General features: G+C 66.7%; 14 protein-coding genes, 1 pseudogene and 2 riboswitches. Of the genes and pseudogenes, 8 read left to right on the forward strand and 7 right to left on the reverse strand.

Annotated features, from left to right (window positions below):
- Positions 1-89: 89 nt before the first annotated feature.
- A riboswitch (cobalamin riboswitch) is annotated at positions 90-314 on the reverse strand.
- Between the two features lie 231 nt (positions 315-545).
- Both O8I58_RS11985 and O8I58_RS11990 read left to right on the forward strand, forming a co-directional pair.
- Positions 546-1,463, forward strand: a complete 918-nt coding sequence (locus O8I58_RS11985) for a ZIP family metal transporter (RefSeq protein WP_298316212.1) — start codon at positions 546-548, stop codon at positions 1,461-1,463.
- 252 nt (positions 1,464-1,715) lie between these two features.
- Positions 1,716-3,941, forward strand: coding sequence for a TonB-dependent siderophore receptor (locus tag O8I58_RS11990; protein WP_298316214.1), 2,226 nt, complete (start codon positions 1,716-1,718; stop codon positions 3,939-3,941).
- Positions 3,942-3,996: 55 nt separating this feature from the next.
- Here O8I58_RS11990 and O8I58_RS11995 read toward each other — a convergent pair.
- Positions 3,997-5,026 (reverse strand): annotated as a pseudogene (locus O8I58_RS11995) (patatin-like phospholipase family protein).
- Between the two features lie 77 nt (positions 5,027-5,103).
- Positions 5,104-6,009 carry an AraC family transcriptional regulator gene (locus tag O8I58_RS12000; RefSeq protein WP_298316217.1) on the reverse strand — a complete coding sequence of 302 codons (906 nt, stop codon included), beginning with the start codon at positions 6,007-6,009 and terminating at the stop codon, positions 5,104-5,106.
- A 228-nt stretch (positions 6,010-6,237) separates the two neighbouring features.
- Between O8I58_RS12000 and O8I58_RS12005 the strand changes: the two genes are divergently transcribed.
- The 3 genes from O8I58_RS12005 (at position 6,238) to O8I58_RS12015 (ending at position 8,694) form a co-directional block, all read left to right on the forward strand.
- Positions 6,238-6,537 carry a BufA2 family periplasmic bufferin-type metallophore gene (locus O8I58_RS12005; protein ID WP_298316219.1) on the forward strand — a complete coding sequence of 100 codons (300 nt, stop codon included), beginning with the start codon at positions 6,238-6,240 and terminating at the stop codon, positions 6,535-6,537.
- A gap of 65 nt (positions 6,538-6,602) precedes the next feature.
- Complete coding sequence (locus tag O8I58_RS12010; protein ID WP_298316222.1) at positions 6,603-8,228, forward strand: MNIO family bufferin maturase; 1,626 nt, start codon at positions 6,603-6,605, stop codon at positions 8,226-8,228.
- A 25-nt stretch (positions 8,229-8,253) separates the two neighbouring features.
- Entirely contained in the window at positions 8,254-8,694 is a 441-nt protein-coding gene (locus tag O8I58_RS12015; RefSeq protein WP_298316225.1) for a DoxX family protein, read from the forward strand.
- Between the two features lie 110 nt (positions 8,695-8,804).
- Here O8I58_RS12015 and O8I58_RS12020 read toward each other — a convergent pair whose 3' ends face one another.
- Positions 8,805-9,809, reverse strand: a complete 1,005-nt coding sequence (locus tag O8I58_RS12020; protein ID WP_298316228.1) for a TIGR00266 family protein — start codon at positions 9,807-9,809, stop codon at positions 8,805-8,807.
- Positions 9,810-9,976: 167 nt separating this feature from the next.
- Between O8I58_RS12020 and O8I58_RS12025 the strand changes: the two genes are divergently transcribed.
- Positions 9,977-12,256, forward strand: a complete 2,280-nt coding sequence (locus O8I58_RS12025) for a TonB-dependent receptor (protein WP_298316231.1) — start codon at positions 9,977-9,979, stop codon at positions 12,254-12,256.
- Between the two features lie 119 nt (positions 12,257-12,375).
- Here the strand turns inward: O8I58_RS12025 and O8I58_RS12030 are convergent, their stop codons facing one another.
- Positions 12,376-14,610 carry a TonB-dependent receptor gene (locus O8I58_RS12030; RefSeq protein ID WP_298316233.1) on the reverse strand — a complete coding sequence of 745 codons (2,235 nt, stop codon included), beginning with the start codon at positions 14,608-14,610 and terminating at the stop codon, positions 12,376-12,378.
- Between the two features lie 148 nt (positions 14,611-14,758).
- Entirely contained in the window at positions 14,759-15,385 is a 627-nt protein-coding gene (locus O8I58_RS12035) for a nicotinamidase (protein ID WP_298316235.1), read from the reverse strand.
- Positions 15,386-15,566: 181 nt separating this feature from the next.
- On the opposite strand from O8I58_RS12035, the gene O8I58_RS12040 reads away from it, so the two are divergent.
- On the forward strand, positions 15,567-16,262 hold the full coding sequence (locus tag O8I58_RS12040) for an MgtC/SapB family protein (RefSeq protein WP_298316237.1): 696 nt from the start codon (positions 15,567-15,569) through the stop codon (positions 16,260-16,262).
- 9 nt (positions 16,263-16,271) lie between these two features.
- Here O8I58_RS12040 and O8I58_RS12045 read toward each other — a convergent pair whose 3' ends face one another.
- Together O8I58_RS12045 and metE are read right to left on the reverse strand one after the other, a co-directional pair.
- Entirely contained in the window at positions 16,272-16,937 is a 666-nt protein-coding gene (locus tag O8I58_RS12045; RefSeq protein ID WP_298316239.1) for an epoxyqueuosine reductase QueH, read from the reverse strand.
- A gap of 56 nt (positions 16,938-16,993) precedes the next feature.
- Positions 16,994-19,285, reverse strand: a complete 2,292-nt coding sequence (gene metE, locus O8I58_RS12050) for a 5-methyltetrahydropteroyltriglutamate--homocysteine S-methyltransferase (RefSeq protein WP_298316241.1) — start codon at positions 19,283-19,285, stop codon at positions 16,994-16,996.
- A 212-nt stretch (positions 19,286-19,497) separates the two neighbouring features.
- Positions 19,498-19,753: riboswitch (cobalamin riboswitch) on the reverse strand.
- A 183-nt stretch (positions 19,754-19,936) separates the two neighbouring features.
- On the opposite strand from metE, the gene O8I58_RS12055 reads away from it, so the two are divergent.
- The gene (locus O8I58_RS12055; protein WP_298316244.1) at positions 19,937-20,743 is read left to right on the forward strand and encodes a YdcF family protein; all 807 of its coding nucleotides are present in this window, start codon (positions 19,937-19,939) and stop codon (positions 20,741-20,743) included.
- Positions 20,744-21,120 lie beyond the last annotated feature (377 nt).

The raw sequence follows: 21,120 nt of genomic DNA on the forward strand, positions 1-21,120 counted from the left end.
AAGCGCCGCGACGCACGGGTGTACCGGCGACGGTGCCTGCTTCGCCAGCCATCTCCCCTCGGAGACTCCTCGGCCGGCACCGCGCGTTGTGCTTGCGCGCGGCTGTCGGCAGGTCTTCGGACTCATGGGCATGAAGGCCAGGCCTTCTCCTCCTCCGCCGCTTCCCGGGCCATGCAGGCCCCAGTGCTTTTATGACGAAGTCGTTCCCAATTACCGCTGCGGGGCAGTGTCGGCCTAGGCCCTACAGGCCGCACCGACTTCCCTTTTCATCCGTGGGCAAGCACGCCCGCGGAACCGACGGCCCCAAGATAGTGGGGTCATTCCCGGTCGTCAACGCTAAATGTAGTGAGTTTTCGACATGTCCAGATGCCATGGGCGTTCCACGGGTTTTCGCCGTGGAGCATCACCCGCACCCCGTGACCATGGCTGCGGGTTGCCGGGGAGTTGACGCGCCCTTGCCTGCCGGTGTCCGATCTTGCGCAGGCACCTTCCGCCGACCGGCGGTGACGGCACCCCTTCCGCGTCCCGTCCACGAAGAGTCCGCCATGCACGACAACGCTTTTTCCCCCGGTCACTCCACCCTGCGCCGCGCCGCGCCATTCCTGCTGCTGGCGTTGGCCGCCCTGCTCGGCGCCTGGCTGGTGCAGGCGGTGGTGGCGCACTGGGACGTGCAGCCCGGCCTGCGCCAGGCCATGCGTGATGGCCTGATCTGTGCCGGCGCCACGGCGCTGGGCGCGCTGCCGGTGCTGGCCATCGGCCGCATTCCGCAACGCCTGGCCGATTGCCTGATGGGCTTCGGCGCCGGGGTGATGTTGGCGGCGACCGCGTTTTCGCTGATCGTGCCGGGGCTGCAGGCTGCCAGGGAGCAACATTTCGATGGCGTCGGCGCCGGCCTGGTGATCAGCGTGGGCATCTGCCTGGGCGTGGCGATGATGTTGCTGATGGACCGGGCGGTGCCGCATGCACACCTGGACCAGGAGGGCCACACCACCCGCAGCGTCGCCGGACAGCTGGCCGAGTGGCTGCCGCCGCGGGTGATGCTGTTCGTGCTGGCCATCACCCTGCACAACATTCCCGAGGGCATGGCGGTGGGCGTGGCGTCGGGTTCGGGCATGGCCAATGCCGAACCCTTCAGCATGGCCATTGCCTTGCAGGACATCCCCGAAGGCCTGGTGATCGCACTGTCGCTGGCCACCGCCGGCGTGCGCCGCAGCCGCGCGGTGTTGATTGGCGTGCTGTCGGGACTGGTGGAGCCGGTCGGCGCGCTGGTCGCGGCGCTGGCGGTCGGCGCGTTCTCCACCCTGTTGCCGTGGGGCCTGGCGTTCGCGGCCGGGGCGATGCTGTTCGCGGTCAGCCACGAGGTCATTCCCGAATCGCACCGCAACGGCCACGAGACCTCAGCCACCATCGGCCTGACCCTGGGCTTCTGCCTGATGATGGTGATGGATACCGGCCTGGGCTGAAGGCAGGTCACCAGCGACGTCTGCCTGCGGGATTCCTGCGGGAATCGATGACGCCGCATCGCAGTCTGTGTCTTGCGCGTCATTTGAGAGTCATTTACATTTGCGCGCCGCGAGCGTCTGCATGACGCCTCGCACCCGGTCGTCCAGACCGGTGCCAGCCCAGCCTGGGCCAGCCCTCCCTCTGCTCATCGTGACCGTCCGCCGCGCCTTGCGTCGGTCATGGCCCCCTGCTGCCTGCGCATCGAGATCCCCATGACCGCCTCCGCTCTCCCGCGCGCGCCTGCCGCGCTGTTCCGCTCACCGCTGGCCACGGCACTGCTGCTCGCGCTGGGCGTGCTGGCCCTGCCCGCGCTGGCTGCCGATGAAGACAGCGACACCGAAACAAAACGCCATGCGCCCAAGACCCTGGGCAACGTGCAGGTCACCGGCAATCGGGTCGAGCCGTCCACCACCACGCGCCTGCCGATCAGCATCCAGGACACGCCGCAGTCGGTCAGCGTGATCGGCCTGCAGCGTCTGGAAGACGAGTCGATGTTCAGCATCAACGACGTGATGCGCAACGTCACCGGCGTCAACGTGTCCTTCTACGACACCCAGCGCCCGCTGTACTACGCGCGCGGCTTCCAGATCACCGACTTCCAGGTGGACAGCCTGCCGACCTACAGCGGCTCGACCAACCAGGAATACGACACCGCCTTCTATGACCGCATCGAAGTGATCCGTGGCGCCAACGGCCTGCTCAGCGGCGCCGGAATTCCCTCGGCCACGGTCAACCTGCTGCGCAAGCGCCCGGGCCGCGAGTTCGATGCGTCGGTCACCGCCAGCGCCGGCAGCTGGGATTTCAAGCGCGTGCAGGCCGACGTGAGCGTGCCGCTGACCAGGGATGGCCGTTTCCGCAGCCGCTGGGTCGGCGCCTGGACCGACCGCGACTATTACTACGACCGCTACAGCGAGAACAAAAAAGCCGGCATGGCCGTGCTGGAAGGTGACCTGACCGACAGCACCACGGTCACGGCTGGCTACCAGATCCAGGACAACAACCCGGTCGGTTCGACCTGGGGCACGGTGCCGTTCTTCGCCGCCGATGGCTCGAAGGCCAACCTGTCGCGTTCGACCAATTTCGCCCCGCGCTGGACGCGCTGGCAGCGCAAGACCAGCACCGCCTTCGCCAACCTGGAACAGCGCTTCGGCGAGGACTGGCTGCTGAAGGTCAACCTCGCGCACACGACCGGCGACGTGCAAAGCCTGCGCGCGTACGGCAGCGGCTATCCCGATCCGGTCACCGGCACGGGCACCTACATCCAGGCCAGCGCGGGCGAGACCAACGACAGCCGCGATGCGGTCGATGTGTACCTGTCGGGCAAGTTCTCGCTGTTCGGCCAGACCCACGACGTGGTGGTCGGCGGCAGCTGGCAGGACCTGCAATCGACCACGCCGGGCACGGCGCTGGTGTACCCCGGTGACTGGGTCGCACTGGGCAACGCACGCGCCTATTACGTGCCCAACCTGTACGACTGGGACGGCGATGCCGGCGCGGTCAGCTACACCCACACCGGCGCATGGCGCCAGGCCCGCACCAGCCAGCGCGGTGTGTACGCCTCCACTCGCCTGCACCTGGCCGAACCGCTGTCGCTGATCGCCGGCGCGCGCCTGAGTTCGTGGGAAACCCGCACCCGCGCGTATGACACCGCCGGCACCTATACCGGCACCAGCGGCCGCTACAAGGTCAGCGACGAGGTGACTCCGTACGTGGGCATCGTCTACGACCTCGTCCCGGACGTATCGGTCTACGCCAGCTATACGGAAATCTTCAATCCGCAGAACTACAAGGACAAGGACAACAACCTGCTGGCGCCGGTGGAAGGCTCCAACCTGGAAACCGGCATCAAGGCGCAGCTGTTCGGCGGCAAGGCGCTGGCCACCGCGGCGGTGTTCGAGGCCAAGCAGGACAACTACGCGATGCGCGACACCAGCCAGCCCGAAGGCTCGCTGCCCGATGGCAGCAGCGCCTACGTCGGCGTCAACGGCACCAAGAGCCGTGGTTGGGAAGTGGATTTCAACGGCGAGCTGCTGCCGGGCTGGACGCTCAACGCCGGCTACACCCACGTCAAGGTGACACGCGCACCAACCGATGCGATCTACGCCAACCTGCCGGAGGACTACCTGCAGCTGTCCACGCAGGTGCGCCTGCCGGGCAGCTGGGACCGCCTGAGCCTGGGCGGCGGCGTCAGCTGGCAGAACAAGGTGCAGGGCTTCAACATCCTGCGGCCCAATGGCGATGGCACCACCACGCCGGTCACGGTCACCCAACCGTCGTACGCGCTGGTGCACTTCAACGCCAACTACCGCATCAACGACCAGTGGACCGCGACGCTGTCAGTGCGCAACGCGCTGGACAAGACGTACTGGGCCAACCTGGACTACCAGAACTACGGCGAGCCGCGCTTCGTCTCGGCCAGCGTGCGCTGGCGGTTCTGAGTCACGCGTCTGCGACGCGTCGCCAGCCGCAGGGATGCGGCGGCGGCGCGTCGTTCTATTTAGCAGGCGTCACCGGACACGGCTCGCCGCGGAAGGTCAGACGCTGCAGCCGTGTCGGTTCCACGCACGGCGGCGCCTTGGGTTTTGCGGCCGCCGCCGCAGCTGCAGCGCGTTCGTGCTGCAGCTGGGCCAGGCGCGCCTTGATCTGCGGCATCACCGCCAGGGTGGCCTTTTCGCCTTCCAGGATCGCGGCGCCGCGCTGGGTGAAATCGGCCGCGCCGATATCGTTGACCTTGGGCCGGATCACCACGTCGGCACGCGCCAGCTCCTGCTGGCCGGCGCGCTGGCCCATGATGGCGATGGACTGGTTGACGATGCCCAGCATGCCGCTCGGCGTGGTGCCGTTGGCCTTGTTGGAGATATCCACGGCGATGACGAAGTCCGCGCCGAGCTGCTTGGCCGCATCCACCGGCACCGGACTGACCACGCCACCATCCACGTAGTGGTATTTGCCGATGCTCACCGGCTCGAACACGCCCGGCACGCTGGACGAAGCACGCACCGCCTGGCCGGTGTCGCCGAGGTTGAACATCGTGCGCTCGCCGTCTTCCAGGCGCGTGGCCACCGCAACGAAAGGCTTCTTGAGGCGCTGGATCGGGGTGTTGCCGACCTGGCCATTCCACGTAATCCTGCAGCGCGCGGCCCTGCACCAGCCCACCGGAGAACAGGCGCACGTCGCGGATGGACGACTCATCCAGCGCCACCGCCTTCTGCTGCATCTGGAACACATCCATGCCGCTGGCATAGAGCGCGCCAACCACGCTGCCGGCGCTGGTGCCGGCGACCACATCGGGCTTGATCCCGTTGGCTTCCAGCATCTTGATCACGCCGATATGCGCAAACCCCTTGGCCGCACCGCCGCCCAGCGCGATGCCGATCACCACCGGCTTGGTGTTGGCCGTCGGCACCGGCGGCGGCACGATGGTCGTCGCCGGCGGTGTGGTCTTCACCGCCTCGCCGCCACAGGCCGAGAGCAGGGTCACGCAGGCGGTCAGCAGCAAACAGGTCAGGCGAGGGGCAGGCATGGGATGGCGCGATGTGTGGAAAGTGCGCAGCTTAGCCAGCAAATGCCAAACGGTGGGCAACCCGGTGATGGAATGCCTTACTCGTCGGCGTTGCGGCTGCGCGCCTTGCCCGGGCCGATGCCTTCGAGTCGCTTGAAGAACCGGCGGAACGCCGCTTCGCTGCGATAGCCCAGCATCTCGGCCACCGCTGCCACCGACAGGCGCCGGTTACCCAGCAGGCGCCGTGCTTCGGTCGCCCGCCACTGCGACATGTACTGCATCGGCGGGGCACCGACGGTGGCGGTGAACAGCTCGGCGAACGCGGTGCGCGACATGCCCGCCACCTGCGCCAGCGACTGGATAGTCCAGTCTTCGCCAGGCTGTGAATGCATGGCCGAAAGCGCCAGCGACAAGCGCGCGTCGGTCATCGCCGCCAGCAGCCCACGCGGACGCTCTGCACTACGCACGTACTCGCACACGGCCATGGTGAACAGCGAATCGGCCAGCTTGTTCTGCACCATCTGCCGGCCCCAGCGACGGTCGCGGCTGGTAGCGGTGAGCATCTGCGCCAGCTGGCGGAAGGCCTCGCTGCTCTGTTCCGAGCGCACCACGAAGCAGGTCGGCAGCGCGTTGAAGATCGGGTTGTTGTTGCCCGAGACGAACTCCAGCTCGCCGCACAGCATCGTGGTGTCGCCGGGTTCTTCCTCCGGCGGCTGGTGCGGATCGGGCGAGGATGAGAGCAGGTGGCGCACGCCGCCGGGAAACACAATCAGGTCACCGCGGCGCAGGTGCAACGCGCATTCCAGCGCCTCGCCGCTGACCCAGCATTCGCCATCGGTCATCAGGTGGAACTGGCCGAAGTGCGTGGCCGGCTCGCGATCGAACCAGGTCCCGCAATAGCGCACGTCGGCGGTGATTTCCACGCGCATGCGATACGCGCCCAGCACCGTCTCCAACACGGCATCGCGGGCGTCGTCGAGTCCAGTGGTCTGGGCAAAGTCCATGTCACGCATCGTACGGCGCCCCATAGCGACGCGAACATGACCGCCAGCCCGGCCCGCTATGCCCGATCGTCCGGCCAGGCTGAACGATTCACGATTTCCGGACGCCTGGGCATATCCATGGAACGCACGGGGATGGTCCGCGCCCTGCGCCGGGAGCCCAATGCCTGCACCGGCCAACACCGCGCCGGTCCCGTGTCCGATGTTCCTCAAACCACAAGGATCCACCACATGAACAGCAAGTCCGTCACTGCTTCCGGCCTGTCGATGGCCATCGCCGCTGCTGCCCTGTTCATGGGCGCGCCCATGGCCCAGGCCGCCGACCAGGGCAAGACCGAAATGGGCCACTGCGTCGGCGCCAATGCCTGCAAGGGCCAGGGCGCCTGCAAGAGCGCAGCCAACGCCTGTAAAGGGCAAAACGCCTGCAAGGGCCAGGGCTTCACCGAAGCCACCGCCAGCGCCTGCAAGACCGTCGGCGGCAAGTTCGAGATGCCGGCCCCGGCCAAGAAGGCCGAGAAGTCCAACAGCTGATCCACGCCGGCCACGCCGCCCGCATGGGCGGTGGGGCCTTCTTCCTTTCGAAGCAGGACATCGCCATGACCGCCTTGCAGGGATTCGGACTGGGCTTGCGCCCGCAGCACTACGACGCGCTGTTGAACGGCACGCCGAACGTCGACTGGCTGGAGATCCTCAGCGAGAACTACCTGGTCGATGGCGGCCGCCCGTTGCACATGCTCGACCGCATCGCCGAGCGCTGGCCGCTGGCCATGCACGGCGTGTCGATGAACATCGGTGGCAGCGATCCGCTGGACCGCGACTATCTGGCGCAACTGGGCCAGCTGGCACGCCGCGTGCGCCCGCACCTGATTTCCGATCACCTGTGCTGGACGCGCCACGACGGCATCCAGCTGCATGACCTGTTGCCGCTGCCGCAGGATGACGCGGTGGTGCGCCACGTCGCCGCGCGCGTGCGCCAGGTGCAGGACACCTTGAACACCCAGCTGGTGCTGGAGAACGTCTCCAGCTATCTGCAGTTTTCAGGCGACACGCTGGACGAGGCGCACTTCCTTTCCGCGATCGTCGACGCCTCCGGCTGCGGCCTGCTGCTGGACGTCAACAACGTCTACGTCAACGCCCACAACCACGGCTTCGACGCGCGCGCGTTCCTCGATGCATTGCCGGTTCACGCAGTGCGCCAGATCCACCTGGCCGGGCATGCGCCCGATGCGCTCGGCAGCGGTCTGTTGATCGATACCCACGACGCGCCGGTCTGCGATGGCGTGTGGTCGCTGTACGCCCATGCCGTGCGCCGCTTCGGCGACGTGCCGACCATGATCGAACGCGACGACCACATCCCGCCGCTGCGGGATTTACTGGACGAACTCGACATTGCCCGCGCCGTCGCGGCTGGAGCAGGCCGCATGAGCGCCGTGCTGGCCCGCCGCCAGGCCGCGCTGCACGACTGGCTGCGCGGTGGCGATGCGGCGATTCGCATGCACGTGGCCACGCCACCGCAGGTGCCCGCCGATGCCGCCACACGTCTGCGCATCTATGCCGATGGCTACCGATTGCGCTTGATCGCCGTGTTGTCCCAGGATTTCCCCGTGCTGGCGCAGTGGCTCGGCACCGAACATTTCACTGCGCTGGCAGGCGATTACCTGCGGGACCATCCCTCCACGCGCCCGTCCGTGCGGCATCTGGGTCACGCGTTCGCCGACTGGCTCGCTACGCAATGCGATGTCGATACAGGCGCCGTGGAACTGGCGCAGTTCGAATGGACGCAGGGCGAAGTCTTCGATGCGCCCGATGCACGCGCTGCCACGTTGGCGGAGGTCGCGGTGCTGCCAGTCGAAGCCTGGCCGACGCTGCAACTGTCATTCCAGCCCGCACTGCGCTGCCTGCCTCTGCAAACGTGCGTGCCGGCACTGGTGATCGCACATGCGGCCGAACACCCCTTGCCCGAAAGCCCCGACGCAGATCCTGCCGACTGGCTGCTGTGGCGGCAGGACTTCGACGTGCATTGGCGCCGTCTGCCCGCGGACGAAGCCAGCGCGCTGCGGCACATGGCCGATGGCGGTACTTTCGGCGACCTTTGCGCGCAGCTGGAAGCCGAACACGGTACCGAAGCACCGCTGCGCGCGGTCGGCCTGCTCAAACGCTGGATCCACGACGGCCTGGTGACGGCGTTGCAGGCCGCACCGCAGGTCCACTTCGAACACTGACGCTGCACCCGACAGGAGACCTCCCATGCAACCGACCTCCGTGCGCCTGCACGCCTCCGCGCTGTCTTTCTTCCGCCGCATCGACTGGCTCGGCCCGCTGCTGGTGCGGCTGGTCTTCGGCTACTTCTGGGCCGAGACCGGCTGGGCCAAGCTGCACAACCTGGACTTCTTCAGCGCGCGCTTCGTCGAATGGGGCATTCCCTTCCCCGCGTTCAGCGCCGCGCTGTGCGCCGGCACCGAGTTCGTTGGCGGCGTGCTGATCCTGCTCGGCCTGGCCACGCGCCTGACCATGATCCCGATGCTCATCAACATGCTGGTCGCGCTGGTCGTGGTGGTGCTGCCGGGCATCTCGACGCTGGACGAATTGGTCGAGCTGGACGAAGTGCTGTACGTGACGCTGTTCGTCTGGCTGCTGATCGCCGGGCCAGGCCGCGCCAGCCTCGATCACCTGATCGCCCGCGCCTAGCGTGGCGGCGCTGCCGTGCACGGCACGGCGCTACCGATGCGTTGAAGCAAGCGCAAACGACAAAGCCGCATTACTGCGGCTTTGTCGCGGGTGGCCAGGGCGATGACGCTTTAGAAGTTGTTGTCGCCGTCCAGGATCCGCCCCAGCCCACCCAGCACCGAACCTTCGCCGCGCGAGCCGCCGTTCTGCGGCGCGGCCTGCAGCATGCGCCCGGCCAGGCGCGAGAACGGCAGCGACTGCAGCCAGACCTTGCCCGGCCCGGTCAGGGTGGCCAGGAACACGCCTTCGCCACCGAAGAACATGCTCTTGATGCCGGCCACGCGGCGGATGTCCATGTCCACGCCGCCGTGATAGGCCACCACGCAGCCGGTATCGACGTCGATGCGCTCGCCGGCGGCCAGCTCGCGTTCGACCACGGTGCCGCCGGCATGCACGAACACCCAGCCATCGCCTTCGAGCTTCTGCATGATGAAGCCCTCGCCGCCGAACAGGCCGGTGAGGATCTTGCGCTGGAAGGCGATTCCCAGCGACACCCCGCGCGCGCCAGCCAGGAAGCTGTCCTTCTGGCAGATCAACCGGCCACCATGTTCGGACAGCTTCAGCGCGATCACCGTGCCCGGGAACGGCGCGGCGAAGGCGACCTTGGCCTTGCCGCTGCCGGTGTGCGTGTAGACGGTGGTGAACAGGCTCTCCCCGGTGACCACGCGCTTGCCGGCCGAGAGCAGCTTGTCCATGAAACCGCCACCGGCGCCGCTGCTGCGGCCATCGCCGAACACCGTGTCCATCTGCACGGAGGAATCCTTAAACATCAGCGCGCCGGCTTCGGCCACCGCGCTTTCGCCCGGGTCCAGCTCCACTTCGACGAACTGCATGTCATGGCCGACGATGCGGAAATCGATGTCGTCCGCGCGCATGCCCGCGCTCGGCGGGGGCGGCATGTGTGACGGCGCGCTGCCGCCCAGCTCGGCCAGCGACGCGGCGGGCTGCCAGCCGGCCTGGCCTTCGCGCCAGGCCAGCGCGCCCGGGTTGCGGCGCGCGAAATCCTGCGCGGCGGTCGTGTCGAACGGGCCCGAGCGGGTCTGCTCGGCACCGGTGAGGAAGTACCACTGGCTCATGGCCGCATCACCTGTTGAAGAAGTGCGCCGAGTCTAGCCCGCACCCCTGACCGTTGCGCCCGTGCTCAAGGTCATTGTGGCGCCGGTTGCTGACGGCGCCACAGTTCTGCAACATGGTCCGCATCCTCGGTGTCGTGCCGCCGCCCGTCCGCCCAAGAGCTCTCGCCATGCCTCGATCGCCTCGCCTGCGCGTGCGTCCGCACCGCCTTGCCCTGTCGCTGGCCCTGGCATTGCCGCTGCCGGCCGCCCTGGCCCAACAGGCCGAACCAACCGCCGAAGATCACGCCCTGACGGCGGCGATCCTGGACACGGTCAAGGTCACCGCCCAGCGCCGGGTGGAAAACATCCACGACGTGCCGGTGTCGATCACCGCATTGAACGCGGAAAAGCTCGGCGTGCTGGGCTCCGGTGGCGGCGACATCCGCTTCCTGTCTGCACGCGTGCCCAGCCTGAACATCGAATCCTCGTTCGGCCGCGCCTTCCCGCGCTTCTACATCCGCGGGCTGGGCAACACCGACTTCGACCTCAACGCTTCCCAGCCGGTATCGCTGGTGTATGACGACGTGGTCCAGGAAAGCCCGCTGCTGAAGGGCTTCCCGGTATTCGACCTGCAGAGCGTGGAGGTGCTGCGCGGCCCGCAGGGCACGCTGTTCGGCCGCAACACGCCGGCCGGCGTGGTCAAGTTCGATTCGGTCCGCCCCTCGCAGGACCCCAGCGGTTACCTGCAGGCCTCGCTCGGCAACAGCGGCCTGTTCAACGTTGAAGGTGCCTACGGCGGACCACTGACGCAGCGCTGGTCGGCGCGCGTGTCCGGCCTGTACCAGCACAAGGACGACTGGGTCGACAACACCGATGCCGCCGGCCCGACCCGGCACCTGGAGGGCTACGACGAGTCCGCCGGTCGCGTGCAGTTGCTGTACGAAGGCGATGCGTTCGAAGGCCTGTTCAACCTGCACAAGCGCCACTTGAACGGCAGTGCGCGGGTGTTCCGCGCCAACATCATCACGCCGGGCACCAACGATTTCGTCCCGGGCTTCGACAAGGACAAGGTGTCCCAGGACGGCCTGAACTTCTCCAGGCTCGACACCTGGGGCGGCAGCGCCCGGCTGAGCTGGAGGCTGGATTCGGTCAACCTGTATTCGATCACCGGCTACGAGACCGCCGACTCGATCAACCACGGCGACATCGACGGCGGCTACGGCGCGTCATTCCTGCCCGACTCCGGCCCGGGCGTGATTCCGTTCGCCTCCGAATCGGCCGACGGCCTGCCGCACCACCGCCAGTGGAGCCAGGAATTCCGCGTCGAATCCAACGACTGGGGCGCCTTCGACTGGCAGGCCGGGCTGTTCTACTTCGATGAAGACGTGCGCATCGACAGCTTCAACTACGACTCGCTCAGCCCCGGCAACCCGCAGGCCGGCCATGCGGTGCAGGCACAACGCAACAAGACCTGGGCGGCGTTCGCGTCGGCCAACGCTGAGGTGACCGACGCGTTCAAGCTGCGCGGCGGCGTGCGCTATACACAGGACAAAAAGGACTTCACCGCCAGCGTGCTGGAATCGGCCCCGTTCGGCGCGCCGGTCGGCGGTCCTTACCCGGTCCATACCGACGTGGACGACGTCAGCTGGGATCTGTCCGGCGTCTATACGCTCAATCCCGACGTGAACCTGTACGCCCGCGTGGCCAAGGGCTTCCGCGCGCCATCCATCCAGGGCCGGCTGCTGTTCGCCGACCCGAGCGCACCGAACGGCGGCGTGTCCACGGCCGATTCGGAGAAAGTGATCTCCTACGAAATCGGCATCAAGGCCGACCTGTGGGACAAGCGCGCGCGCCTGGGTTTCGACGTGTTCCGCTACGACGTGGACGGCCAGCAGCTGGTCGCCGTGGGCGGCGCGGCCAACACGGCCATCCTGCTCAACGCCGACAAGACCATCGGCCAGGGCGCCGAGCTGGACCTTGAAGCCTATGTCGCCGACAACCTGCTGGTGACACTGGGCAGCAGCTTCAACGACACCCGGATCGACGACCCCAACCTGGCCGTGGCCGTGTGCGTCGCCTGCACCGTGACCGATCCACTGGATGCCAGCGGACGTGCGCTGATCGACGGCAATCCGCTGCCGCAGGCACCGCGCTGGATCCACAACCTGACTGCGCGTTGGGGGCTCCCGCTGGGCGATGGCAGCGAGTTCTACGTCTACACCGACTGGGCCTACCGCAGCGAAGTGAACTTCTTCCTGTACCAATCCACCGAATTCCGCGGCAAGTCCACGCTGGAAGGCGGCCTGCGCATCGGGTATGCGTGGGACTACGGCGACTACGAAGTGGCCCTGTTCGGCCGCAACATCACCGACCAGACCCGCATCGTCGGCGCGATCGATTTCAACAACCTGACCGGCTTCATCAACGAGCCACGCACCTATGGCCTCGCGTTCAGCGCGCGCTTCTAGGCGCGCTCCGGCAAAACAGCGCCCATGAAAAACGCCGCGTGGAGCCAGGCTCCACGCGGCGTTTGTTTTTCCCGAATCGATCTACCGCGACGCACGTCCTGCGCGCCGCGGCCACGCCATCAGAAGTTGGCGCGGAACGAGGCGCCGATGATGCGCGGGTCGTTGATGAAGCCGGTCAGGTTGTCGAAGTCGATGCCGCCGGTAGCGCGGATCTGGTTGGTGCAGTTGCGGCAGAACACTGAGGCTTCGTACTGGCCCGCATTCCAGCTGTAACCGATCTTCAGGCCGCCTTCGAACAGCGGCTGGCCGACGAACTCCTTGGACTGGTACAGGAAGAAGTTCACTTCGCTGCGATATGACCAGTCGGTGTAGAAGAACAGCTCACTGGAATCGCCCATCGGCACGCCGTAACGCAGGTTGACGTTGCCGATCCACTTGGCGGCCTGCGGCAGCGGATTGCCGTCGATGTAGGCCTGGCCGGCGGCGTTGACCGGATCGGTCACGGTGCACACCCAGGCCGAGCAGGTCGAGGTCGCCAGGCCCGGATCCTTGATCTCGGTGTGGTTGTAGCTGCCGTTGAAGCCGAAGCGCAGGTTCTCGGTCAGCAGCAGGTCGAAGTCCAGCTCGGCGCCGTAGGCCTCGCTCTTCTTGGCGTTCATCAGCTGCACGGCGTTGGAGGTGCCGCCCACGGCGGTCAGCTGCTGGTCCTTGATATCCATGCTGTAGACGTCGAAGGCCAGGCGGCCGCGGCGATCCCACAGGTCGGCCTTGACGCCCAGCTCGTAGGAATCCACGACTTCCGGACGGGCCACGGTCACCGGTACGCCAGTCGAGGGCGGGCCGAAGCTCGCACCGCGGTAGCCGCGGGCCGCGCGCGCATACAGGTTGACCGCCTCGCTCAGCGCATAGGTCGCGCTGACATCGCCGGTGACCTTGGAACCGCTGGTGTCACCGCCGATCGGCGGCGCGCTGTCGCGGTCCCATTGCAGGATGTCGAAGGTCTTGTGATCGTGGGTGTAGCGGATGCCGCCGCGCAGGTTCAGCGCATCGGTGGCCTGGTAGTTGAGCGAGGCGAAGGCCGCCCACGACGAGGTCTTCTGCCGGGTCAGGTCGTAGCCGGTCAGCGCGCCGCCACCGATGGTGTCGTAGTCGTACGCCTCACCCTGCACGTTGTCGTAGAAGTAATACAGGCCGCCCTGCCAGTTCAACGGACCGGCATAGTTGGACTGGGCGCGGAACTCCTGGGTGAACTGGTCCAGGCTCTTGATGCCACCGGCGGTTTCCACCGAGAACGGGATGAACCCCGGGCCATAGGGCTGCGACGGGTCGACAAACGCGCCGGCGCCGTAACCACCATCGATGTCACCACGGCTGTAGTACTTGGAAATGCCTTCGTAGCCGGTGATCGAGTGGAAGCTGACGTCGCCAGAGGTGAAGGTCAGGTTGGCGCTGCCGCCGTAGGTGGACAGCTCCTGGGCGTTGTGGCCATCGATGTAGGCCTTGTTCTCGTCGAAGCCATCGGCCAGCTGGTTGCTGCCAGCGCTGAAGATGTTGGCGCGGAACAGGCGCGCAGTGCCGTTGAGCTTGCGGGCGTGGGCGTTGAACAACGCGCTGAAATCATCGCCGGGCTGGAACAGCAGCTGCAGGCGCAGGGCCGCGTCGTCGTAGCCTTCCAGCTTCTGGCCGGTGACCTGGCTGGTCACCCAGTCGTCGCGGTGCTGCTGCAGCAGCGAGATGCGCGCGGCCCAGTCGGTGCCCAGCGGCAGGTTGAGCGCGCCTTCCACCGAGCTGGTGGCATGGGTGCCGTAAGAGACGCTGGCATAGCCTTCGGTCGAGCCCAGCACCGGTTTGGCGGAGTTGAACTTGACCACGCCGGCCGGGGTGTTGCGGCCGAACTGGGTGCCTTGCGGGCCGCGCAGCACTTCCACGCTCTTCAGGTCGAACATCGGGAAGCCTTTCAGGAAGGCGTTCTCGTAGACGATGTCGTCGTACACCAACGACACCGGCTGCGAGGCATAGGTGGTGAAGTCGGTGTTGCCATAGCCGCGGATGTAGAAACGCGGAAACACGCGGCCGTTGGACGACTCAACATTCAGGCTGGGGGTCTTGCCGGCCAGGACGCGCACGTCGGACGCGCTGGTCGAAATGGCATCCAGGAACTCCGGACGCAGGACGGTGGCCGAGACCGGGACGTTCTTCGCGTCCTCAGCCTTGCGGTCTGCAGTGACCTGGACCGAGTCCAGTTGGGCGACCGAGCCCGTGCTTCCTGCCTGCTGGGCAAATGCGCCGGCGACGAACGCGGCATTGATGGCAACGGCAAGCGTGCTGGCACGCAACAGGGTAGTGGCGGACATGGGGACTCCACGGGTGGCTGGGAACTTGCGGGATACGTGCTGCCGTGCAACACATTTAACGCAAAATACACACACACCCCGGGGCATTGTCAATGCCGCTCGTCCATGGCAAGGGACGCCAAGGACCTGACAACGGTGGACCGGAACGTCAGACGATGGCGATCCCGGCGTCCTGCAGCGCTGCATGCGTGGGCGCGTCGCCATCCGGCGTCACCGGACGGGTGAGTTCCCACAGGAACGACACCCGGAAGCCCTCGGCGCGCGCGTCCTGCGCGGTCCACAGCACGCACACATCGCGCGCCAGGCCGCAGACATGGACTTCGGAAATGCCACGCCCGCGCAGCCAGCCGGCCAGGCCGGTGCTGGGCCGTGCGCCATCGGGCCCGTGGTTCTCGCGGAAGGCGCTGTAGGAATCGACCTGCGGATGGGTGCCCTTGCGCAGGATCAGGTCGGCCGGCGTCCAGTCCACGCGCGGATCGAGCGCCGCGCCCGGCGTGCCCTGCACGCAATGCGCCGGCCACAGCATCTGCGGCTGGCCATGCAGGTCGATCACCTCGAACGGTGCATGGCCGGCATGTTGCGCGGCGAACGACGCGTGTGCCGCCGGATGCCAGTCCTGCGTGGCCACCACGGTGCCGTAGCGACGCGATGCCAGCAGCTGCGCGATGCCGGGCACGATCGCATCGCCTTCGAAACAGGCCAGCGCGCCACCGGGCATGAAGTCCGGCTGCAGGTCGATGACGATCAGCGCCGTGTCGGCGGAAAAAGCAGTCATGTGGATCTCTCTTCAAACGAGCCGCGAGCCTATCGACTGCCCGATCAGGCCTCAAGTCGCCGCATCGCATCCAAGCATGCGTGCCCATCTTGAAACCGCCTTGACCAAGGCAGGCCTAGACTCTGTCGCCTTGCTCGCACCTGCATGCCGCATCGCCGCGGGCGCCGCTGGAGGAAATCGCATGGTCACGACCTGGGACATCGCGCTGCGGCTGCTGCTGGCCGCGGCCCTGGGCGGCATCATCGGCGCCAACCGTGGTCGCCTGGAATGGACCGCCGGCCTGCGCACGCACATGCTGGTCTGCGTCGGCGCGTCGCTTGCGATCATCGTGTCCGAATACGGCTTCAGCGACGTACTGACCAGCCCACATGTGGTGCTGGACCCATCGCGCATCGCCGCGCAGGTGATCAGTGGCGTGGGTTTCCTAGGTGCGGGCACCATCCTGTTCCTGCAACGCGAACAGGTCATCCGCGGCCTGACTACCGCGGCCGGGCTGTGGGCAGTGGCATCGATTGGCCTGGCGGCGGGCAGTGGGTTGTATGCCGCCGCGATCATGGCCACCGTATTGCTGTGGAGCATCCTGGCACTGCTCAAGCCCATCGAGCGTCGCTATCTGCAGAAGCGCAGCGCGCCGGCCACTGGCCTGCGGATCACGCTGTCGCGCGGCTCGGCACTGGCGAAGCTGGAAACGGCATTGTCCGACCTGCAGCTCCCCGTGCGGCGCATGGTGCTCAAGCGGCATGACGACTGCGAGGACCAGGTGGACGTGCGCTGCCCGCCCGGCATCGAGCGCGCGCGTCTGCTTGAAGTCGCCGATGCGCTGGGCGATACCGACGGTGTCATCTCGGTCAGCCTGCTGGGGCCAGTCCCGCGCTGAAGGCACGCTTCATTCTTCCGGCGTGTCGCTTCCGTAATACAGCACGCCCAGCTGGATCCGATCGCGGCCCTGCGCGCGGCGGTGGCGGTTGGTGTCGCGCAGCGAGTACACGCAGCCGCAATATTCCTGCTGGTAGAACTGCTCGCGCTTGCTGATCTGGATCATGCGCTGGCTGCCGCCGCCCTTGCGCCAGTTGTAGTCCCAGTACAGCAGGCCCTGGTAGGGCGCCACGGCCCGTTGGCCGCAATCGTTGATCTGCTGCATGTTCTTCCAGCGCGAGATGCCCAGTGAACTGGTCATCACCGGGAAGCCATGTTCATGCGCATACAGCGCGGTGCGCTCGAAGCGCATGTCGAAACACATGGTGCAGCGGATGCCGCGCTCGGGTTCGTTCTCCATGCCCTTGGCCCGGGCGAACCAATTGTCGGTGTCGTAGTCGCCATCGACGAACGGCACTCCGTGCGCGTCGGCGAAGCGGATGTTTTCTTCCTTGCGCAGCAGGTATTCCTTCTGCGGATGGATGTTGGGGTTGTAGAAGTAGATCGTGTAGTCGATCCCCGAAGCCAGGAAGGCTTCCATGACCTCGCCCGAACAGGGCGCGCAGCAGGAATGCAGCAGCAGCCGGTCTCCCTGTGGCAGGACCAGGCGCTGGCGGGGGTTTGTCGTGTGTTCCATGGTGGACTCCGTTGCATCGACGGGCCCGGCGCAGCGGCCGGACCCGTCGCGTTGGCTCAGGCGGCCTGCGCGCACTCGGCGCGCAACTGCCGCGCCGCCTGCACCAGGGCGGCCAGCGCCGCCTTGGTCTCCGGCCAGCCCCGGGTTTTCAGCCCGCAATCCGGGTTGACCCACAGCTGCTCGGCCGGAATCACTCCGCGCGCCTTCTCCAGCAACGCCACCATCTCGGTCGTGTCCGGCACGCGCGGCGAATGGATGTCATACACGCCCGGTCCGATCGCGTTGGGGTAACGGAACTGGACGAATGCATCCAGCAGTTCCATGCGCGAACGCGAGGTCTCGATCGAGATCACGTCGGCATCCATCGCCGCCACCGCATCGATGATGTCGTTGAACTCGGCGTAGCACATGTGGGTGTGGATCTGCGTGGTATCGGCCACGCCACCGGCGCTCAGGCCGAACGCTTCCACCGCCCAGGCCAGATACGCGGCCCAGTCGGAACGTCGTAGCGGCAGGCCTTCGCGCAGCGCGGGCTCGTCGATCTGGATCACGCCGATGCCGGCCGCTTCCAGGTCCAGCACTTCGTGACGCAGCGCGAGCGCGATCTGCCGGCAGGTCTGCGACCGCGCCTGGTCATCGCGCACGAACGACCACTGCAGCACCGTCACCGGTCCGGTCAGCATGCCCTTCATCGGCCGCTGCGTCAGCGACTGCGCATAGCGCGACCAGTACACCGTCATCGGTGCCGGGCGGCTCACGTCACCGAAGATGATCGGCGGCTTCACGCAACGCGAGCCATAGCTCTGCACCCAACCCAACTTGGTGAACGCGAAGCCTTCGAGCTGCTCGCCGAAGTATTCGACCATGTCGTTGCGTTCGAACTCGCCATGCACCAGCACGTCCAGGCCGAGCGCTTCCTGCTCGCGCACGCAGCGCTGCGTCTCGGCCGCCAGGAAGAACTCGTAGTCGGCATCGGACAGCTTGCCGCTCTTATGCTGGGCACGCGCATGGCGAACCTCATGCGTCTGTGGGAATGAGCCGATGGTCGTCGTCGGCCAGCGCGGCAGCTTCAAGCGTGCGGCCTGCACCTGCGCCCGCACCGGATACGGCGAGCGGCGGCTGGCGGCATCGCCTGGCAATGCCGCCAGCTGCGCGGCGACCTGCGGATTGTGGACGCGCGGCGAACGACGGCGTGCTTCCAGCGCATCGCGCGCCTGCTGCAGACGCGGCTCGGCATCAATGCTGCCATCAAGTGCATCGGCCAGCGTGCGCAGCTCTTCCAGTTTCTGCACGCCGAACGCAAGCCAGCTGCGCAGTTCGGCATCCAGCTGCTTTTCCTGGGCCAGGTCCACCGGCACATGCAGCAGCGAGCACGACGGCGCCAGCCACAGGCGGTCGCCGCCCACGTGGCCCGCGGCGTAGCGCGCGAGCAGCAATGCGTTGTCCAGGTTCGCGCGCCAGACGTTGCGGCCGTCGACCACACCAATCGACAGCACGCGGTCCTCGGGTAGAGCTTTCAACACGTCGTCGAGCTGCTCCGGCGCACGGACCAGATCCAGGTGCAGGCCATCGACCGGCAGTGCGGTGGCCAGCGGCAGGTTTTCGCCCAGCGGGCCGAAATAGCTGGCCAGCAGCAGCTTGGGCCGGGTCGCGTGCGACAGCAGTGCGTAGGCGTGGCGCAGCGCGTCCTGCACCTGCGGGGTGAGGTCCAGCGACAGGATGGGTTCGTCGATCTGTACCCATTCCGCGCCCGCCGCATGCAGGCGCGACAGCAGCGCGGCGTAGGCCGGCAACAGCTGGTCGAGCAGTGCGAAGCGATCACTGCCATCGGTGGTCTTGGCCAGGTGCAGGAAGGTCACCGGCCCGATCAGCACTGGACGCGTCTGGATGCCCAGCGCCTTGGCTTCCAGATATTCGGCTACCGGCTTGTCGCCGCGCAGCGTGAACACCTGCCCGGCCTGCAGCTCCGGCACCAGGTAGTGATAGTTGGTGTCGAACCACTTGGTCATTTCCAGCGCATGCAGGTCCAGTCCGTCGCGCTGGTAGCCGCGCGCCATCGCGAACTGGCCGGCGAGTGGGTCGGCTTCGAACACCGGGCGGTAACGCGCCGGCACCGCATCGAACAACAGCGCGGTATCCAGGACCTGGTCGTACAGGCTGAAGTCGTTGCTCGGCGGTAGGTCGACGCCGGCGGCGCGTTGCCGCTTCCAGTGGCGTTCGCGGAGTTCGCGGGCGGTCTGTTGCAACTGGTCGGCGCTGGATTCGCCACGCCAGTGGCTTTCCAGGGCGTGTTTGAGCTCACGCCGCGCGCCAATGCGCGGGAAGCCCAGGTTGGTCACTCGTGTCATGTTGTTTCCTCATTGCGTTGGGCATTGAGGAACGAAGGAACCGCGCGCCAGGCGCCCGGTTGCCCGTACGACTGCCACGCCAGCGACCTTCGCCCCCGCGGGCGAACCGGTCTTCCAGCGGGACAGGCACAAGCAGATGGCTCCACGCGGACCGCGGAGTCATGCGCCCTCGCTTCTCCCGCGAGAAGCACCAGGTCGAAACGGACAGGCATGAAAGGCCTGCCGGTCGTGGCCGGTCTTCGGGCTCATGGACAGGACGCGTGGGGCGCGTCGCCTACTGTCCGCCGCTTCCCAGCCGCGCCGTGTGGGCGAAGCCAGTGCAGATGGCGAAGGTCGTTTCCAATAACCGCTGCGGGGCAGCTCCGGAATGGTGCGAACAGGCTGGGCCTGGGCGAACGTCACCGGATTCCCGTTTAATCCATCGCTTCATTGGGATGAAGCGATGAAACCACGACCCGCGCACGATACGCAGGCGCCGTTCGTGGGTCAAGCAGCGCCGAGGTTGGCCTTCCATGTTTGCCTCGAAGCGCGGCCGGGATCTCCGCCGCTGCGAGGCCGCTTCTCCCGGTCATCGCTTCTTGCACGCATGACATGGAAGACGGTCGCACCGATCTGCAACCATGCGCGTCTCCTTCTCTTCGGACGCACGCGATGTCCCTGCTGTTGCTTGCACTTGGTGTCGTGGTCGTCCTGCTGTTGTCACGTCTTCGCAGCCCGTGGCCGGCGCGTATCGTGGGCCTGTCCGGGTTGACCGCGTTCTGGCTGCTCGGCAACGGCGTGCTGACGGGCTGGATCGTCGATTTCACCCAGCGGGGGCAGACCGCGCGCAGCATCGCCTGGCAGCCGGATTCGGTCATCGTGCTGCTCGGCATGGGCATGCAGAAGCTGCCCCACGAAGGCGACGTCGAGCCACAATCCTTGGCCTATAGCCGCATCCTGCGTGCGGTGCAGCTCTACGACCGTTGCGCCCGGGCCACGGATGGCTGCAGCGTTCTGGTCTCAGGTGGGGATCCGGCCGGCCTGGGTAAGACGGAGGCCGAGTTGTACGCCTCGCTGCTGGAAGAAGCCGGCGTCCCGGCCGAGGCGGTGATCAAGGAGAACGCTTCGCGGAACACCTGGGAGAACGCCAGGTACACCGCCCGACTGCTGGCAGCGACCCATCACGGCCCGCTGGTCCTCGTGACTTCCGGACTGCACATGCGTCGAAGCCTGCTGTACTTCGCACACTTCGGACTGCATCCGGCCCCCGCGCGCAGCGACTACACCGCACCGTTTCCGTCCTGGTTCCCCAACAGCTACAACCTGCTGATCAGCGACCTGGCCACGATCGAGTGGCTCGGTATCGCGCGCTATCACTGGTACAACCTGCTCGGCCGCAACCAAGCGCCGGTCAAACCGGAAACTGAGACAGATCCATCTCCTGACAAACGGGCACTCACGCTTCCGTCCGCGCAGTAACTTCGATCTGTGGAGGCTTTGGGCAATACATGTTTGGAAGCCGGAACGCTGGGCTTTGGATGGCGAGCGTATGGATCAAAGCACCGCCAGCACTGCTGCTGCCCCAGCGGATCGGGCTACAAGGAGCCTGAGTAGCGCCGGACGGCTCAAACGTTAGCGCGTCCATCGGCCACATTACCTGGCGCTGGGCAGTGCCAGGAGCGATGCCTTCGACGACTTCGAATGCTTCCACAGCCCGCGCGTGCAGCGCGAGCTCGATGCCGCGGCTGAGATCTTCATCCCCTGCCCCGTAGTCCGTGGCAGGTTGTAGCGCCCGAGCCGCGCATTAATGCCAGCGTCTCCGTATTAACTCGCGCCAGCTTTTGCCAGTGCCGAGT

This window comes from Pseudoxanthomonas sp., assembly GCF_027498035.1.
Lineage (GTDB): Bacteria > Pseudomonadota > Gammaproteobacteria > Xanthomonadales > Xanthomonadaceae > Pseudoxanthomonas_A.

Coding starts and splice junctions, on each gene's coding strand:
- O8I58_RS11985 (WP_298316212.1), top strand. CDS start 546: ATGCACGACAACGCTTTTTCCCCCGGTCACTCCACCCTGCGCCGCGCC.
- O8I58_RS11990 (WP_298316214.1), top strand. CDS start 1,716: ATGACCGCCTCCGCTCTCCCGCGCGCGCCTGCCGCGCTGTTCCGCTCA.
- O8I58_RS12000 (WP_298316217.1), bottom strand. CDS start 6,009: ATGGACTTTGCCCAGACCACTGGACTCGACGACGCCCGCGATGCCGTG.
- O8I58_RS12005 (WP_298316219.1), top strand. CDS start 6,238: ATGAACAGCAAGTCCGTCACTGCTTCCGGCCTGTCGATGGCCATCGCC.
- O8I58_RS12010 (WP_298316222.1), top strand. CDS start 6,603: ATGACCGCCTTGCAGGGATTCGGACTGGGCTTGCGCCCGCAGCACTAC.
- O8I58_RS12015 (WP_298316225.1), top strand. CDS start 8,254: ATGCAACCGACCTCCGTGCGCCTGCACGCCTCCGCGCTGTCTTTCTTC.
- O8I58_RS12020 (WP_298316228.1), bottom strand. CDS start 9,809: ATGAGCCAGTGGTACTTCCTCACCGGTGCCGAGCAGACCCGCTCGGGC.
- O8I58_RS12025 (WP_298316231.1), top strand. CDS start 9,977: ATGCCTCGATCGCCTCGCCTGCGCGTGCGTCCGCACCGCCTTGCCCTG.
- O8I58_RS12030 (WP_298316233.1), bottom strand. CDS start 14,610: ATGTCCGCCACTACCCTGTTGCGTGCCAGCACGCTTGCCGTTGCCATC.
- O8I58_RS12035 (WP_298316235.1), bottom strand. CDS start 15,385: ATGACTGCTTTTTCCGCCGACACGGCGCTGATCGTCATCGACCTGCAG.
- O8I58_RS12040 (WP_298316237.1), top strand. CDS start 15,567: ATGGTCACGACCTGGGACATCGCGCTGCGGCTGCTGCTGGCCGCGGCC.
- O8I58_RS12045 (WP_298316239.1), bottom strand. CDS start 16,937: ATGGAACACACGACAAACCCCCGCCAGCGCCTGGTCCTGCCACAGGGA.
- metE (WP_298316241.1), bottom strand. CDS start 19,285: ATGACACGAGTGACCAACCTGGGCTTCCCGCGCATTGGCGCGCGGCGT.
- O8I58_RS12055 (WP_298316244.1), top strand. CDS start 19,937: ATGTCCCTGCTGTTGCTTGCACTTGGTGTCGTGGTCGTCCTGCTGTTG.